Raw genomic sequence first — 16,934 nt, 5'->3', positions numbered from 1 at the left:
GATTATTGGCTCTCTTTGTTTTCGTTAGTGGTTTCTGTTTCAGCTTCGGTTGATACTTTTTGCATGCCCTGCTTGCTGTTCCTGCCGCTACCCAGTAATGCGGCACCAATGAAGCTGCCATCTGTTGGTGGAGGTGCGATGATGACCGATATCTTGTCTGACAATTTGTCGGCCATGGTTTTCTGTATCAACAAGGGGTGCTTGGTCAGCAGGACACCTTCCCTCTCCATCTGCACGCTAGTGACCTTGCCAACCAGGTCTTGTCTATAGGCTTCGGCATCGGCCAGTTTGCGGCGTGAATCGGCTTCACCCTGGGCTTCGATGACGCGTGCCTGCGCTGTGCCTTCCGAGGTTTTGATGCGGGATACTTTTTCTGCCTCGGCTTCAAGCTTGCGTTGCTCTATCTGCTTTTGCTTGAACGGCAGGACATGCTTCATGGCTTCTTCCTCTGCTTTTGCAGCGATGATTTGCTCGTTACCAGCAGCCTCGGCGGCTTTCTCGCGCTTGATCTTGTCGGCGTCAGCTTCCAGCGCGGTTTGTTTGACCTGTTTGTCTTTCAGTTCCAGGGTGTAGCGCATTTTTTCGCTTTCCAGTTCTTCGGCCAACAGTTTTTCCATGCCGCGTTTATAGTCGGCAGGCAGATCAACCTTGCCCATCATGACACTGCGCAGGATGATGCCGTCAGCCGCCAACTTTGGTTTTAATTCAGCTTCTATCTGCTTCTGGATTTCTGCCCGCTTGCTGGAGAATATCTCGCGTACTGTATACAAGGTGAATGCCTTGTAGATCACGCCCTGCACTGCCGGTTCAACGATGTCGGTGTTGATGTTCTCTGGCAGACTGGTAGACATATTGGTCAGCTTGGTTGGGTCGACGGCATAACGTATGCTCAGGTCCACGCCCAACGACAGGCCTTCTACCGACTGAAAAGGCGCTTCGCCATCGGCACGGCTGCTGCGTGTGGGTTTATATAACTGGTCTTGCAAACTGAACAAGCGCAACTCATGCAGACCTGGCACGACAATCAGGGCACCGTCACGCACCTGGTCGGCATGACCTGTCAATTGATTGATACGTACACCGATTTCACCACGCGGAATATGCTTGACAGGCGGATGAGTGCTGATCGCATACACGGCACCACCTACCAGGCTGAGCACTACCAGACGCTTGAAAGTGACTTTGCTGAACATGCCTGATTCTGTCGTGACCCTGGCCCCCGCTTTGATTCCCGATGCGCTTTTGCTGAAAACGGAAGACAGAGTGGATCTTACGGCTTGTACCAGGGATTTGATACGGTCAGACATGATAGTTCTCCAATGAGGTAGTAACAGGTTCTTAGGGTTAGCGCAGTGGCGTTTGCCCTGCATCCCTGAGACACATCATGCGCTGTACTGGGCGGAACATACAATGCTGGCGCGGGGACAGAAATATCACTGTGGCAAGCTATTTATTCCGCGCCTGGAATAAGCCTTGCCGCGTGTGAAGAAAAACTCACAGCGGCTTTATGACTTTTGCCTGAAAAGCGTAGATACTGCGAATATTGATATCAGTGCAGGAGAATGAAGTGGTCAAAGTAGCTGTCATTGAAGACGATCTGCCCACCAGCAATCAGTTAAAAACCTGGATAGAAGCAGCAAAACCAGGCATACAGATAGACCAGTGGTTCAGCCGGGACGATGCCGAGGCAGCCATCGCACGCGAAAACTATGACCTGGTGGTGCTTGATATTGAATTGGGGCGCGAGCGCCATGCCGGGGTCGCCATCATCAATGCCATCAACAAGCAGCATGCAACGCCAGTGCTAGTGGTGTCGGCCATGCCAGCCACCATCTACCGCAGCATCATGAAGGCACTGGATGCCTGGGATTACCTGCAAAAGGCGACCTTTGAAGAAGCCGATTTCATCGAAACCTTTCTGGAAATCCTGCGCTCGGTCAAGGAACGCAAGCAACATAAAGAGAGCCAGAGCGCTGCTTATAAGGAAGCGGCCAAGTCCCCGGTTGCCGACCAACTCAGCATGGACCCACTGCGCCAGCGCACTCCTATCTGGCGAGGCCAGCGTATCAACCTGCCACTGACTGCGCAACGCATACTGGCGGCCCTGTTTGCCCGCCGTGGCCAGGTAGTGTCGTATGAAGACTTGTATGAAGTCGTCAAGAGCGGGCGCAACCGCGACAATATCCGCAAGCATGTGTCAACCATACGCGACGCCTTCCGTGAGATTGATGCGGATTTTGAATGCATAGAAAACGTCCCCATGCGCGGTTTCAGATGGGTGGATGACGACGCAGGCAGAAGCTGAGATGGGCAAGTTCTTGCTGGCGACTTACCGGCTACGGATATTATTTCGTGGCGTTTTTTTATTGCTGGCGCTGGCAACAGTAGGCCTGGCGCTGTCTGTCTTGCAGCAGGAAAAGCAACTCAGCTATAACAATTACCAAAGCAATTTCAATAAAACCCGGCTGCAAATATCGGCCACGCTACGCCACCCTGCCGGGCAACTGGCGCTGCTCAATCCTCCTGATGACAAACAGCGCGCATCCTTGCGTCCCTTGCTGCTGCCTTATTCTGCGATAGATTTTGACGACCAGAACAAGGTGCAGCAAGCCATCGCCATGTCTGGCTGCCTGGTGCAATATGGTAATGAAGGCGCACTCTGCAGCGGCATAGGCAATAACCCCTGGGCGGGCGGCTTTATCTATATAGCGGGTAACTTCAATAGCAGCCAGCTGGTGTCACACAAGCGCGGCAATGAAAGCCTGACACAGGCACACAGGCTGAAAGTCAGTGTCAGCCTGCGCGGCCAGACATATCGCTGGATAGCACCGTTTGAAGAAGAGATAGCGCCAGCGAGACAAAACCAGGGTGTACGTGGGCGCTGGACAGGGTTCAATGAAAGCGAAGCCAACAGACCGAATGCTCGCCCGGTAAAAGACTTCCGTGGCTGGGCCTGGCAACAGGCGATCTGCAACCAGGCAGACCAGGATGACAAGGATGCTGACTGCCAGAAAAATACCTTCTTCTCGCTGCGTCTGCCCATACCGGTATTGCAGGAAGCCCTGTTTGAAAAAAAACGCCCGGTCTGGCCACCACAGGATCTCGATCAGATGGAAGTCAGCCTGTCCGTCCTGCCACCGGATTCTGACACCGCCCTGCTGGACAGCAAGAATGCGCCAACTGCAACACCATTCTCCCTCAAGGATTTGCAAGACAATCTCTTGCCTGGCGAAACCCTGCGCATACGCAAGCGCGATGCTCAGGACAGCAAGGATAACAAGGATGACCTGATCAACCTGACCGGTGCCTTTGAACAAAGCGATGAATCATGGAACATCGTCACCCGCCTGATACGCCGCCTGCCTGTGGATGAATACGATGTCCCGCTCGAAAACCGTGAAACCATCAGCACACCGCTGGCCAATTATGAAGTTTTGCTGAAGGGGGATGTGCGTAGCGTCAGCAAGAGCCTGAGCGTAGTTGCCAGCCGTGTGTCCTGGTTTGTCGGTGCGATGCTGCTGGCATTGACACTGGCCTGGCTATTGATCGAGGTCAGTATCATCAGGCGCATCACTCTGCTGACCAGGCGTGCCGTGTCATTGTCAAAGACCATGAAGGGTGCGGGTGAGCTCGAACAATTCGATGTCAGCGACTTGCGCAGCCCGGATGAGCTGGGTGTGCTGGCCAGTTGCCTGCATGACTTGCTGCGGCGCGTGAAGGAAGACGTGGAACGCGAAACCATACGCACTGAACAAGAGAAAGAAATGTGGCATGCCGTCGGCCATGAAATCATGTCACCGCTACAATCTTTGATGGCCTTGCATGGTAATGCCGAAGACCAGAGCAACCGCTACATCAGCCGCATGCAGCAGGCCATACGTGTGCTGTATGGCAGCGCCTCACCCAGCGAGGCATTTCAATCTACCGTCTTGCAAGTCAGTGAAATTGACATCACCCTGTTCCTGAAAAACGTCGCAGACAATGCCCCCATGGTAGGCATACCTGACGTCAGCTATCAGGGCACGGATGATGTCGTCATGGTCAAGGCTGATGAGTATTCGCTGGAAGATGTAGTGACCCATGTCTTGCGCAATGCCGAGCGTTACCGCAAGCCAGGCAGTGCTATCAGTATCCAGTTGCAGAATACTGAGACGGCGGCGACCATCACTATCCATAATGATGGCCCGCATATTGCGGACGATCTGATCGACAAGATTTTTGAATATGGCGTGTCGGACCAGCATGATTCGGGCGCGAATGGTAACCGGGGCCAGGGATTGTTTGTTGCCAAGACCTATATGGCGAAGATGGGTGGGACGATCAGCGTGCAGAATGTGGACCAGGGTGTGAGTTTTGTACTCACTTTGCAACGAGGAAATCCGTAAGTCTGCAGAGAGACAAAATAACGACACTGGATGACGGCCAGGAGCATGCCGGAATGACGTGGCTAAGGCATGGCAAATCAAACTCTGTGCCAGTCTGCATAATTCCAATAAATTATTAAAAAAATAATAATCCGACGACTTCAACAGTTTTTGCCGAAAAAGCAAAACTTAGTTTTGCATCCCACCACAAATCACGTCGCACTATCGGAAAGCATGGCTTTAGAATCCTTGACGGGCGCGCTGAACTAAACGCCAGCTCACGGGGTCAATTACTGCACTATCCATATAGTCATATTCAAACCCCTGAGAAAAAATACCAGGCTGAGACAGCCTGTCCAACAATAAGGAAAGCAATGAAACCACAATTGAAACTGATCGCGGCGCTGTGCATGGCAGGTGCAAGCGGCCTGGCACTGGCCCAGGCAGAAGACAAACACCAGTGGCTGGAAGACGTCACCGGTGACAAGGCCCTGAGCTGGGTCAAGGACCAGAACAAGGTCACCCGCGGCAAGCTTGACAACGACGCAGGTTTTGCCAAGCTGAAAGCTGATTTGCAGGTCGTGCTGGATTCGAAAGACCGTATCCCAGGCATACGCAAAATGGGCGATGCCGTCTACAACTACTGGATGGATGCAGAACACCCGCGCGGTGTCTGGCGTAAAACCACACTGGAAGAATACAAGAAAGCCCAGCCTAAATGGGAAGTCGTGCTGGATGTTGATGCACTGGCCAAAGCTGAAAATGAAAACTGGGTATTCAAGGGCAGCGTATGCCGTGAACCCGTGTACGACCGTTGCCTGATCGAGTTGTCACGCGGTGGTGCCGATGCGGTTGTCACCCGTGAATTTGACCTGGCCGACAAATCCTTCGTCAAAGGTGGTTTCAGCCTGCCAGAAGCAAAAATGAACCTGGACTGGGTCAACAAAGATACCCTGTTTGTCGCCACTGACTTTGGTGCCGGCACGCTGACAGATTCTGGCTATGCACGCGTAGTCAAGGAATGGAAACGCGGTACGGAATTATCTGCAGCCAAGACGCTGTTCGAGGGCCAGAAAACTGATATGGCGGTGGGTGCCAATTCCAGCGACCATAAGGGCATACACAGGGAACTGGTTAACCGCCAGATCACTTTCTACACTTCAGAACAATATCTGAAAGAAGGCGACAAACTGACCAAGCTCGATGTGCCAGCCAAGAGCAATCTGTATTTCTTTGACAAACAGGCCGTGATCACCCCGCGTGAAACCTGGAATGTCGGTGGCAAGACTTATGCATCCGGCAGCGTACTGGCCATCGATTTTGATGCCTTCATGAAGGGTAACCGTGAGTTCACCGTCTTGTTTGAACCCAGCGACACTACCTCTTATAGCGGCGCTACCATCACAAAAAATTATCTGTTATTGCAGACCCTGGATAACGTCAAGAGCAACCTGAAAGAATGGAAATTCGATGGCGGCAAGTGGTCTTCCCGTCAGGTCAGCCTGCCTACCCTGGGTGCGGTTGGCGTGAGCGGCATTGATGCAGAAAATTCTGACGATTACCTGCTCAGCTATTCTGATTACCTGACACCCAGCGTTTACATGATGGCACATGCAGGCAATGACAAGCGCGAGCTGCTGAAGTCTGCACCGAGTTTCTTTGATGCCGGTGCGTATGAAACAGTACAAAAATTCACGTCCTCCAAGGACGGTACCAAGGTGCCTTACTTTGTCGTGCGCCGCAAGGATGTGAAATACGACGGCAATAACCCTACCCTGCTGTATGGCTATGGCGGTTTCCAGATTTCCATGACACCTTCTTATTCCGGTGGCCTGGGCAAGAGCTGGCTGGATAAGGGTGGCGTGTATGTCGTCGCCAATATCCGCGGTGGTGGCGAGTTTGGCCCGCGCTGGCATCAACTGGCGCTGAAAGAAAACCGTCAACGTGCTTATGATGACTTTGCTGCCGTAGCAGAAGACCTGATCGCCAGCAAAATCACCAGCCCTAAACACCTGGGTGCCATGGGCGGCAGTAACGGCGGCCTGCTGGCCGGTGTTGCTTTGACCCAGCGCCCTGACTTGTTCAATGCGGTGGTCAGCCAGGTGCCTTTGCTGGATATGCGCCGCTTTAACCAGCTGCTGGCGGGTGCCTCATGGATGGGTGAATATGGCAATCCTGATGTAGCGGCAGAATGGGATTACATCTCCAAATATTCTCCATACCAGAACGTCAAGGCAGGTGTGACTTATCCTAATGTGCTGTTCATCACCTCTACCCGTGATGACCGCGTACATCCTGGCCATGCACGCAAGATGGCAGCCAAGATGATGGATCAGGGCCATAAAAATGTCTGGTATTACGAAAACATAGAAGGTGGCCACGGTGGTGCGGCGAACAATGCACAACGTGCCGACATGAGTGCGATCACTTACACCTTCTTGTGGAATATGCTCAAGCGTGACAATGATGCTGTGCAAGTGCACTAAGTAGCAAATAAGGCGGCCTGTATCTGCCGTAAAAACAAAAGCCCGGGATGCACAATCCCGGGCTTTTGTTTTTACGATGAAGCGTTTTAATTCACCTTGTCAGAAGGAAAGCGTATGGTTTCCTTCAGCAAAGAACCCATGGGCCAGGCCAGGTTCATATTGTTTGGTTGTATGGCTTTGGTAAACCACTTCTCATACAGTCTGGTGATGTCGCCATCGGCCATCAGACGTGCCATTTCTATGTCAATGGCTTTCTTGAATGCGGCATCGCCTTTGGGCAGCATGATGGCATAGGCTTCAGAAGCCAGCGGGTCGCCGACGATCATGAATCTGGATGGGTCTTTGGCTTTGGCTTTCAAGCCAAACAAGATTGCCTCATCCTGGGCAAAGGCATTGACGTGACCAGTTTCCAGCATGGTGAAAGAATCACTGTGATCTTTGCCTTCCACCAGCGCCATGTGCAGGGCACGCACCTTGTCACGCTCCAGTATGAATTTGTCGGTCGAAGTACCCTTGGTGAAGACGACTTTCTTGTCTTTCAAATCTGTCCAGTTCTTGATGCCTGAACTAGTATTGACCATCATGCGCAGAGTAGAAAAGAAATGCGGTATCGTGAAATCAACGAGCTTCCTGCGGTCAGCCGTATTACTGGTTGAACCACATTCCATATCAGTCTGGCCAGATGTCATGGCCTGGATGCGGTTATCAGCCGTCACTGGGACAAAATTGATTTTCAGTTGTGGCAACTTCAATTCTTTTTTGAGAGCATCGACCATTTTCTTGCAGATATCGATGGTGTAACCAACCGGTGCTTTGCTTTCTGATAAATAAGAGAAAGGCAAGGCTGACTCGCGATAAGCGATATTGATGGTCTGGCTTTTTTTAATACGCTCCAAAGTGTCAGCTGATGCCAGTTGAGCAAGAACGGCGGCCGACGCAAATACGCCAGCCTGAAAAATACTGCGCAATTTCATATGATTTCCTTATGCCCTGCATGACAACTTTTACTGTCTGAGCATTTTGTTGGGGGCTGCTGCAAAAGATGTTCAGGTGCAGCCTTGGTTGAGCTTGCCTGAATAGGGGTGGTACGAAAGGGCCATGCAATCAGGCCCGGATTATTTGCAAAAGCGTGGGGGTTTTAAAAATGAGGAATCGGATTATATCGTGGTCTTGCAATATTGAGGGAGAGGTAATCCTCTATGTTTCTATCCAGCTAATGATCAGGCTAATGACCAATTAACAGCAAATTAGCAAAAGATTCTCGCAGTGACAGGTCATGCAAATAAAAAAACGCTGGCATCAGCATCAGCGTTTTATATGCGGGGCTCCTGCTATTCAGCGACCTTGCGCTGCATCTCTGCCAGATAAGCATCAAGCTCTGCGGTACTGGTAAAAATTTCATTCAACGGTGCGGCACGGACAATTTCAAATACTTTTTGTACCTGGCGGCTAAGATTGACAAAATAAGTTGCACCGCCATGATTGCGCATGGTTTTGCGTATCTTAGCCAGCACCCGCAAACCCTCGCTGGAGATGAAGGTCAAGGCTTCCATGCTCATGACCAGGATCTTGACTTCTTCACTAACGCTGCTGGCAAAGAACTGCTCAAGGTCGGCTGCGGTACTGGTATCAAGGCTGCCGGACAAATCTATTCTTGCGGTTGGTAATTGGGTTTCATCTATGGAAATTTCTAACACTGTCTGTCCTCTATGGTTTAGCTTGCAGGTGTTCAGGGTTTGACAAGAAATTTACGTATGTGCAAATTATTCTGGCCGTGCGCGTAGTTGTAATCAATATGATCTGCCAGGGCATTCACCAGATACAGGCCCAGGCCGCCTTCGGGACGGTCAGCAAAATCCACTTCGAGGTCGGGCTGACTGACGCCATGCAGGGGATTGTAAGCGTGGGAATTGTCGACCACGTCGAGTATCACTTCTGACTCTTGCAAATGCACGTCCAGCCGTATGGATGCCGGGTCCTGATCTGTTGCACCATGCTTGAGTACATTGACCAGTACTTCTTCAGTAATCAATTGCAGGTCATCAACCACTTCATCACTGACTTGCTGTGCATGCAGCAAACCAGCCAGACGATGCCTGACCTGATCATAGGCAAGTGACTGGCCATTAAGGCTGATCTGCCAGTCGGCAAAAGCCGGTTTGCGTCGTTTAGCTTCAGGATGAAATTGCATACTTAGTAATGTCAAATCGTCAAACTGCGGAGCTTGCGCAATAAACTGCTGATGCGCCAGTGTCACACTGCGAATAATGTCTGCTGCAAATGCCGGTGCCTGTCGACTAATTGTAGTCTGTAATCGGGCTTCTGAGAATTCTTCATTATCCTGATTCCTGGCTTCGGTGATGCCATCGGTATACATGACGACAATGTCATGAGCAAGCAGGCGAATTTCAAACTGCGGGAAACTGGCTTCTTCTTCCAGCCCCAATGCCGGGCCGGTTTCCAGTGCCAGCTTGCTGACCTGGCCATCACGTAACAGCAGCGGCGCATCATGACCTGCGCTAGCGTACTGCAACACACCGCTTTTCAGGTCGAGCATGGCAAAGAACATGGTGACAAAACGGCATTCGGGATTGTTGTGCGCCAGTTCGCGGTTCACGGCAAACAGCAAGGCTGCCGGTGAACTGCTCTGATGTGCCAGTGTGCGCATCAGGCTCAGGGTGCGCGCCATGAACAGGGCAGCTGGCACACCCTTGTTGGCGACATCCCCTATCACCATGCAAATACGCTCATCAGCTATATGAAAAAAATCATACAGGTCGCCACCAACTGCCCTGGCGGGTTGCAGCAAAGTACTCACGCTGTAGCGTGGATCGATAGCCGCATCTGCGCTGGGCAACATGGCTTGCTGTATCTGGGCTGCGATGGCGAGTTCACTTTCCATACGCTGTCTTGCCGCTGTAGCTTCCTGCAATTCCAGTATGTGCAGCTTCAATGAATCACGCATGCGCCTGAATGAACGCGAGAGGCGCCCAACCTCATCGCTCCTGGGGATTTTGGTCAGTTCTGTATCCAGATTGCCCTGGGCAATTTCTTCCGTGCTTTTGCTAAGGCTGCGCAGTGACCTGGTCGTCTGCCGTGATACCAGGGCAATGGCGATGCACATCAGCAGCATGTCCTTGCCCATGGAAAAGATGACGATCATGAAATACTTACCGAGGTACGCCTGAAATTCTGATGCAGGAAAATAAAAGCCATAGACCAGCGGCATATCCCGCAATTGCAGGCTGTAATGTATGTCACCGCCCTTGCCAGATCCCTCAGTTGGCCGTGTAGATATATTGTTGAGATTGAATTCAGCTCCCAGCAAGAAATTGCCAGTCAACTTATTTTTTACATAAGAGTGGCCTTGCACGCTATGATCGACCTCATCAACCAGGTGCAAATTGTTTTGCAGGTCTAGCAACAAGGGCTGCATATTGATCTGGATGGCAATGCTTTGCAGCGATTGCCCTTTCATAAAAAAGCCGGTGCAGAAAACCAGTTCCTGATTACTGATATGACTGGTCCAATAATCATGACCATCAACAGCATTGCAGGAATGCAATAGATCCTCATCTGCTGCGGTACTTTCCCAGGATTGCCTGTTTACCCCTGCTTGCCAGCCAAAGCGATGTTCCTCATTTTTCGCGCCAGAAGAAATAGCCAGTTTGCCAACATAGGGCGAGAGGGGCAAAATTACTTTAAGACCGTCCTGATCAGCTAGATAAAGGCGCTCATCCATTTGCACCAGGTGGCTGGCTTGCTCAGCGATCAGGTGCAGGCTGGATTGGTGTTTTGCCACTATGGCATCGAGTTTGGATATTGCTATCTGATTAATCCAGCCCGTCATGACTTGCTGCAGCAAGGCACGCATCTGGTAATAAGAACTGCCATAAATCACCACCGCCGCCATCAGGCAGGCAAAAACCAGGCGGTAAGTAATACTGGTGAACTGGAATGCTTTTAATTTAATCACGCTGTATTTAGTCACACTATATGTCTATACGAAAGTCTGCCGGATACGGGTGAGCAAGGCCAAAGTCTGAGGATACTGTATCATTTCCTGCTTTGCCATCTATCGAGGACTTGCATTTGATGCATGCAACCATTTTCTGTCTTGCTGGTCTGAACCTTCCATGAGTCTGTACCAGCTTTTAGCGCAATTTATCCGCCAGCACTGGCGCCAGTACATCAGCGCTGGCCTCATGCTGTTTGCCGTTGCCGTCATGACGGTGCTGATACCACGCCGTGTCGGCATGATTATCGATGGCATGGTGGCGGGTCGTTTTGACAACACAGCCCTGATGTGGGAACTGTCCTGGCTGCTGGGCATGGGCCTGGCCATCTACTTCCTGCGGGTAGGCTGGCGCACGCAATTGTTTACGACTTCTTATCAACTGGGCATGCAGTTGCGTACCCGTTTGTATGAACGTTTGAGTGTGCAGGGTTCACGCTTTTTCCAGCAACAAAGAACTGGCGACCTGATGGCGCTGGGCACCAATGATGCAGATGCCATAGAACTGGCCGCAGGTGAAGCCGCCCTCGCCGGTTTTGATGGCAGCATGACCTTTGCCCTGGTGATAGGCATGATGCTGCTGGGCGTGGACTGGCGACTGGCACTGGCGGCCTTGCTGCCCTTCCCTTTCATGGCCTGGGCCTTCAAGCACATTACCCATCATATACAGGATGCATCACGCGATTCGCTAGACCGTTTCAGCAAGCTCAATGACCAGGTACAGGAAACTTTATCTGGCGTGCGCACCCTGCGCGCCCTGGGCCTGGAACAACGCAGCGCCGCGCAGTTTGCCGAACTGGCAGAAAACGCTGCCGCTGCCAGCCTGAATGCGCAACGCTGGGAAGCTGCCTATGAACCGGCAGTGGGCCTGTCCCTGACTGCGGCCGGTGCGCTGACGCTGGGCGTCGGCGGTTACCTGGTCTGGCATGGTGAAATGAGCATAGGTGCCTTGACCAGCTTTTCCATGTATCTTGGCCAGTTGATCTGGCCGATGTTTGCTGCGGGTTGGGTCTTGTCATTGCTGGAACGCGGCAAGGCTGCCTGGGCGCGGCTGGAACCGGTATTGACGCAGGAACTCAGCGTCAATGATGAGGGCAAGCTGGACACGCCACCAAACGGTGATCTGGTCGTGGACAAAGTCAGCTTCGCTTATCCTGGACAAACCAGGCCAGCCTTGCAAGACATAAGCCTGCGTATTGCGCCTGGACAAACCCTGGGCATAGTTGGTCCTACCGGCTCAGGTAAATCCAGCGTGGTGCGCCTGCTGCTGCGCCAGATCGAGGCTGAGCAAGGTCAGGCAGCCTGGGGCGGACATGCACTGGCAGACTATAAATTGCAAACCCTGCGCCTGTCCATCAACTGGGTGGCGCAGGAACCGTTTTTATTCTCGGCTTCGATTGCTGACAATATCTCGCTCAGCAATCCTGTCGCCAGCCGTGCCGAGGTCATGAAGGCGGCTCGACTGGCATCGGTGGATGATGATATACAGCGCTTCCCGCATGGCTATGACACACTGGTGGGTGAGCGTGGCGTAACCCTGTCTGGCGGCCAGAAACAGCGTGTAGCCATCGCCCGTGCCCTGTTGACGGCCAGCCCTTTATTATTGCTCGACGATGCCTTGTCGGCAGTAGATACGCAAACTGAGACTCATATCCTGCAACACCTGGCAGAGTTGCGACAAGAACATCCTGAACGCAGTGCCGTCATCGTCAGCCACCGCCTGAGTGCGGTACTGGAAGCCAATCACATCCTGGTTTTGCGCGAAGGCAAGATCATAGAGCAAGGCAATCATCAGGCCTTGCTGGACTTGAATGGATGGTATGCAACGCAATGGCGTTATCAACAATTGGAAGCAAGCCTGGATGCAGCCTGATACGAAACAATTACCCGCTGCCATGTCAGAAAAAAAACAGGCAGTGCATTTGCTGCTGCACGCAGCCCGCAGTGAAAAACGCCATGTCTGGCTGGGCATCTTCTTTTTATTTATCGCCGCTGGCCTGGAAGCTGTCGGCCCTTTTCTGGGCAAGGCTTTCATAGACCGTTACCTGTTGCCACACCAGATGGACATGGGCATGGTCATCGGCCTGCTGGCAGCTTATGTGCTGACGGGCTGGGGCGCGACCTGGCTGCGCTACCTGCAACTGACGCGCCTGGCTGGTGTCGCCATGCGTTCTGTACGGCGCTTGCGTGAACAGGTGTATGAACATGTACTGCGTCTGCCCATGGCTTTCTTTGACAAGGCAATTACCGGGCAACTGGTGAGCCGCGTAACAAATGACACTGAGGCGGTCAAGAACCTGTATGTGCAGGTGCTGTTCGTCATGCTTGACAGTTCCATCGTCGTCCTTGGCGCCCTGACTGCCATGGCCTTGCTGGAATGGCGCTTGATGCTGATTGTGCTGATGCTGATACCGGCGGTCATCATCATCGTCTGGTTTTACCAGCGCTGGAGTGCGCCTGCCGTCAGCAAGGCGCGCCAGTTGCGCAGTGAAATCAATGCCCAGGTGGCAGAGAGCATCAATGGCATGAGCACGCTGCAAGCCAGCAATGCCGAGCGCCGTTTTGGTGAGCGCTTTGCCACGACCAATCAATTGCATTATGCCGCCAGGCTGGATGAATTGCGTGCTAATGCCTGGCTGTTGCGCCCGGCGCTGGACCTGATGAATTCGCTGTTGCTGGTAGTGGTGATTTTCACTTTCAGCCAGCGCAGTTTTTCTGGTGTGGAGATAGGTGTGCTGTATGCCTTTGTCAGCTATATCGCCCGCGTGGTAGAGCCGCTGATACAGATCACCCTGCAGTTTGGCCAGATACAGCAAGCCGTGGTTTCTGCTGCGCGTGTCAACAAGCTGCTGAATGAACACCAGCATGTACAGGCAAGCAGCGATGCGCGCATTACTGACGGCCACCTGACGCTGGACAAAGTGAATTTTGGTTATGATCCGGCGCGTCCAGTCTTGCATGACTTCAGTCTGGATATCCCGGCGGGCAGTTTTTATGGCATCGTCGGCCATACCGGTAGCGGCAAATCCACCCTGCTGAGTCTCTTGCTGCGTTTTTATACGCCACAGTCTGGCCGCATGGAAGTCGATGGTCAGCCGCTGGCCAGCATCACGGATGCGCACTTCCGCGAGAAGGTGGGGCTGGTACCGCAAGAGCCATTTTTACTGGCGGCTAATGCCCGCGAAAACATCGCCATGGGCCGTAACATCAGCGAGGCAGATATCATCGCTGCGGCCAAAGCGGCGCATGTGCATGATTTTATTTTGCAACTGGAAAACGGCTACGATACACCGCTGGGCGAAGGTGGTGCGCGACTCTCCACAGGGCAAAAACAATTGCTGGCAATTGCCCGTGCGCTGGCTGGCAAACCACGCATCCTGTTCCTGGATGAAGCAACCTCCCATATCGACAGTGAAACCGAACAGGTAGTACAAACCGCACTGATTGAATTGCGCGGCAAAGTCAGCATCATCGCGATTGCCCACAGGCTCTCTACCATACGTGACGCCGACAACATCATCGTGCTGAATCACGGCAAGCTGGCAGAGCAAGGCAATCATCAAGAATTAATGCAAGTGGATCAAGGCATATACCAGCGCCTGTATCTGTTGCAAACCCTGGAAGAGTAAGGAATAGCATGAAGAAATGGATAGTGTTCGGCATCAGTGTTGGTGTCACCCTGTTGCTGGCAAGCCTGGCTTTTATATTTTTTGTAGTCGCACCTGGACTGCCGACACTGGAAGCGGTTACCGACTACCGCCCAAAAATCCCGCTGCGCATCTACACGGCAGACAATGCCCTGATCGGGGAGTTTGGTGAAGAACACCGGGATTTTGTGCCTATCAAGCAAATCCCGGCAGTCATGAAAAATGCCTTGCTGTCGATAGAAGATGCGCGCTTTTATGAGCATGGCGGCATTTCTTTCATCAGCGCCGGACGTGCCGTCCTGGCAGATTTGCGCGGTGGTTTTCATCAGGGGGCGTCTACCATCACCATGCAGGTGGCACGTAATTTTTTCCTGACCAATGAAAAATCGGTGGAACGTAAAATGAAAGAGATTTTGCTGACTTACCGCATAGAGGACGCACTGACCAAGGACCAGATACTGGAACTTTATATGAACCAGATTTTCCTGGGCAAACGCAGCCATGGTTTTTCCAGTGCAGCCAGGACTTATTTTGGTAAATCGCTCGATCAGCTGACACTGGCTGAAGCCGCCATGCTGGCTGGTGTACCGCAAAACCCGGTCAGGCATAATCCGGCAGTCAATTTTGAAAAAACCAAGCAAAGGCAATTACTCGTCTTGAAGAGCATGGTCAGGAATGGTTTCATCACGGAAGCGCAGATGGAAGCCGCTGCCAAGGAAGATATCAAGGTAGTCAAAGGCCAGCAATTCGAAACCCATGGCGATTACATTGCCGAGATGGTACGCCAGAGTATTTTTGCGCAATATAAGGAAGACACTTACACCAAGGGTATCAAGGTCTACACCACCATCAACAAGGCCGAGCAGGATGCTGCTTATGAAGCCGTGCGCCGCAATATCATGGCCTATGACCAGCGTCATGGTTATGACGGCCCGGAAGCCCATATAGACTTGCCTGCCGATGAAGATGAGCGTGATGACGCCATAGACCAGATCTTGCGCAAACATCCTGACAATGACAAGGTACTGGCGGCAGTCGTGACCCAGGCATCCGGCAAGATCGTCAAGGCTGAACTGCAATCCGGCGACAGCATAGAAATCACTGGCGATGGCTTGCGCTTTGCCGCAGCGGCACTGACCGACAAGGCCAAGGCGGGCATCAAGATACGCCCAGGCTCGGTGATACGTGTGATACAGGATGCAAAAAAACGCTGGGCGATTACACAAATCCCGGAAGTTGAAGGTTCATACGTGGCACTTAATGCAGACGATGGTTCTTTCCGCGCGATGGTAGGCGGCTTTGATTTCAACCGCAAGAAATTCAACCATGTGACCAGTGCCTGGCGTCAGCCGGGTTCCAGCATCAAGCCCTTCATTTATTCTGCCGCGCTGGAAAAAGGTTTTTACCCTGGCACACTGATCAATGACGTGCAACTTTCGGAGACATCGGACAGCAATCTGCGCTGGGACCCGCGTAATGATGACGGCAAATATGACGGCCCCATCACCATGCGTACTGCGCTGGCGCAATCCAAGAACGTGGTGTCGGTACGCATATTGAAAGCCATCGGTGTTGACCAGGCCAAGTCCTGGTTGCCGCGCTTTGGTTTTGACAAGGACAAGCACCAGGCCAACCTGACCATGGCCCTGGGCACAGGTTCGGTGACACCCTTGCAACTGGCATCGGCCTATGCGGTGTTTGCCAATGGTGGCTACGCGGTCAACCCCTGGCTGATCAGCAAGGTGGTGGATGGCAAGGGTGCCGTACTGTTTGAGAACAAACCGCCTGCCAAGGCGCAGGAAGAATCTCGTGTCATCGATGCACGCAATGCCTACATCACGGACCTGATGTTGCGTGAAGTGGTGCGCAGCGGTACCGGTGCCAGCGCCACGGCAAAACTGGGACGCCGTGACCTGGCTGGCAAGACAGGCACGACCAGCGACGCTGTCGATGGCTGGTTTGCCGGTTATGCCGCCAATGTGGTGGCGGTGGCCTGGATGGGCTATGACGATCCGAAAAGCCTGGGTGGTCGTGAATTTGGAGCGACACTGGCCCTGCCTATCTGGATAGACAGCATGCGCGTGGCACTGTCTGGCAAGCCAGAAGTAGCCCGTGCGGTGCCTGAAGGTGTCAGCAATGCAGAGGGGGACTGGATGTTTAATGAATTCTTGAATGGTGCCGGGGTACGCACGCTGGATATGGGGGACACCCCGGCAGCAGCAGCACCAGCTACGACTGCGACGCAGTAGTCAGATAGAAAAAGCCCGCAGATCGCTCTGCGGGCAAGTATCCCGACCTTTGGAGGTAAAACTTTTCAGGACTGCCGCATGGTAGTGGCTGGAAGTGACAGGCGCATGACAAATCATGCTCGCCATAAAAAAAGCCCGCTGGCAGAGGCCAACGGGCTGGAAATCCTGACCGG

10 protein-coding genes are annotated in these 16,934 nt (G+C 52.7%); 6 read left to right on the top strand and 4 right to left on the bottom strand.

Annotation, left to right across the window (positions count from 1 at the left end):
- Positions 1–2: 2 nt before the first annotated feature.
- Positions 3–1,307: an SPFH domain-containing protein gene (locus AC3WQT_RS17200; protein WP_492705430.1), complete on the bottom strand. Its 1,305-nt coding sequence runs from the start codon at positions 1,305–1,307 to the stop codon at positions 3–5.
- 260 nt (positions 1,308–1,567) lie between these two features.
- Between AC3WQT_RS17200 and AC3WQT_RS17195 the strand changes: the two genes are divergently transcribed.
- From AC3WQT_RS17195 to AC3WQT_RS17185, 3 genes are all read left to right on the top strand, one after another.
- Complete coding sequence (locus AC3WQT_RS17195) at positions 1,568–2,305, top strand: response regulator transcription factor (protein WP_492705428.1); 738 nt, start codon at positions 1,568–1,570, stop codon at positions 2,303–2,305.
- The gene (locus AC3WQT_RS17190) at positions 2,283–4,385 is read left to right on the top strand and encodes a sensor histidine kinase (RefSeq protein ID WP_492705426.1); all 2,103 of its coding nucleotides are present in this window, start codon (positions 2,283–2,285) and stop codon (positions 4,383–4,385) included. Before AC3WQT_RS17195 ends, AC3WQT_RS17190 begins: the two co-directional genes overlap by 23 nt.
- A 353-nt stretch (positions 4,386–4,738) precedes the next feature.
- Complete coding sequence (locus AC3WQT_RS17185) at positions 4,739–6,850, top strand: prolyl oligopeptidase family serine peptidase (protein ID WP_492705424.1); 2,112 nt, start codon at positions 4,739–4,741, stop codon at positions 6,848–6,850.
- Between the two features lie 86 nt (positions 6,851–6,936).
- On the opposite strand, the gene AC3WQT_RS17180 is transcribed toward AC3WQT_RS17185, so the two are convergent.
- The 3 genes from AC3WQT_RS17180 to AC3WQT_RS17170 all read right to left on the bottom strand — a co-directional run bounded on the left by AC3WQT_RS17180 (position 6,937) and on the right by AC3WQT_RS17170 (position 10,841).
- On the bottom strand, positions 6,937–7,824 hold the full coding sequence (locus AC3WQT_RS17180) for an amino acid ABC transporter substrate-binding protein (protein WP_492705422.1): 888 nt from the start codon (positions 7,822–7,824) through the stop codon (positions 6,937–6,939).
- 357 nt (positions 7,825–8,181) lie between these two features.
- Positions 8,182–8,547, bottom strand: a complete 366-nt coding sequence (locus AC3WQT_RS17175) for an STAS domain-containing protein (RefSeq protein ID WP_492705421.1) — start codon at positions 8,545–8,547, stop codon at positions 8,182–8,184.
- A gap of 32 nt (positions 8,548–8,579) precedes the next feature.
- Positions 8,580–10,841 carry an ATP-binding SpoIIE family protein phosphatase gene (locus AC3WQT_RS17170; RefSeq protein WP_492705419.1) on the bottom strand — a complete coding sequence of 754 codons (2,262 nt, stop codon included), beginning with the start codon at positions 10,839–10,841 and terminating at the stop codon, positions 8,580–8,582.
- A gap of 145 nt (positions 10,842–10,986) precedes the next feature.
- Between AC3WQT_RS17170 and AC3WQT_RS17165 the strand changes: the two genes are divergently transcribed.
- The 3 genes from AC3WQT_RS17165 to AC3WQT_RS17155 are packed head-to-tail and all read left to right on the top strand — an operon-like array spanning position 10,987 to position 16,761.
- Complete coding sequence (locus AC3WQT_RS17165; protein ID WP_492705418.1) at positions 10,987–12,738, top strand: ABC transporter ATP-binding protein; 1,752 nt, start codon at positions 10,987–10,989, stop codon at positions 12,736–12,738.
- Positions 12,686–14,494, top strand: a complete 1,809-nt coding sequence (locus AC3WQT_RS17160) for an ABC transporter ATP-binding protein (protein WP_492705645.1) — start codon at positions 12,686–12,688, stop codon at positions 14,492–14,494. Before AC3WQT_RS17165 ends, AC3WQT_RS17160 begins: the two co-directional genes overlap by 53 nt.
- Before the next feature lie 8 nt (positions 14,495–14,502).
- Entirely contained in the window at positions 14,503–16,761 is a 2,259-nt protein-coding gene (locus AC3WQT_RS17155) for a penicillin-binding protein 1A (protein ID WP_492705417.1), read from the top strand.
- Positions 16,762–16,934: the final 173 nt, after the last annotated feature.

The sequence above is a fragment of the Undibacterium sp. FW305-107 genome, assembly GCF_058788535.1.
This window is presented reverse-complemented; position numbering and strand designations above follow the sequence as displayed.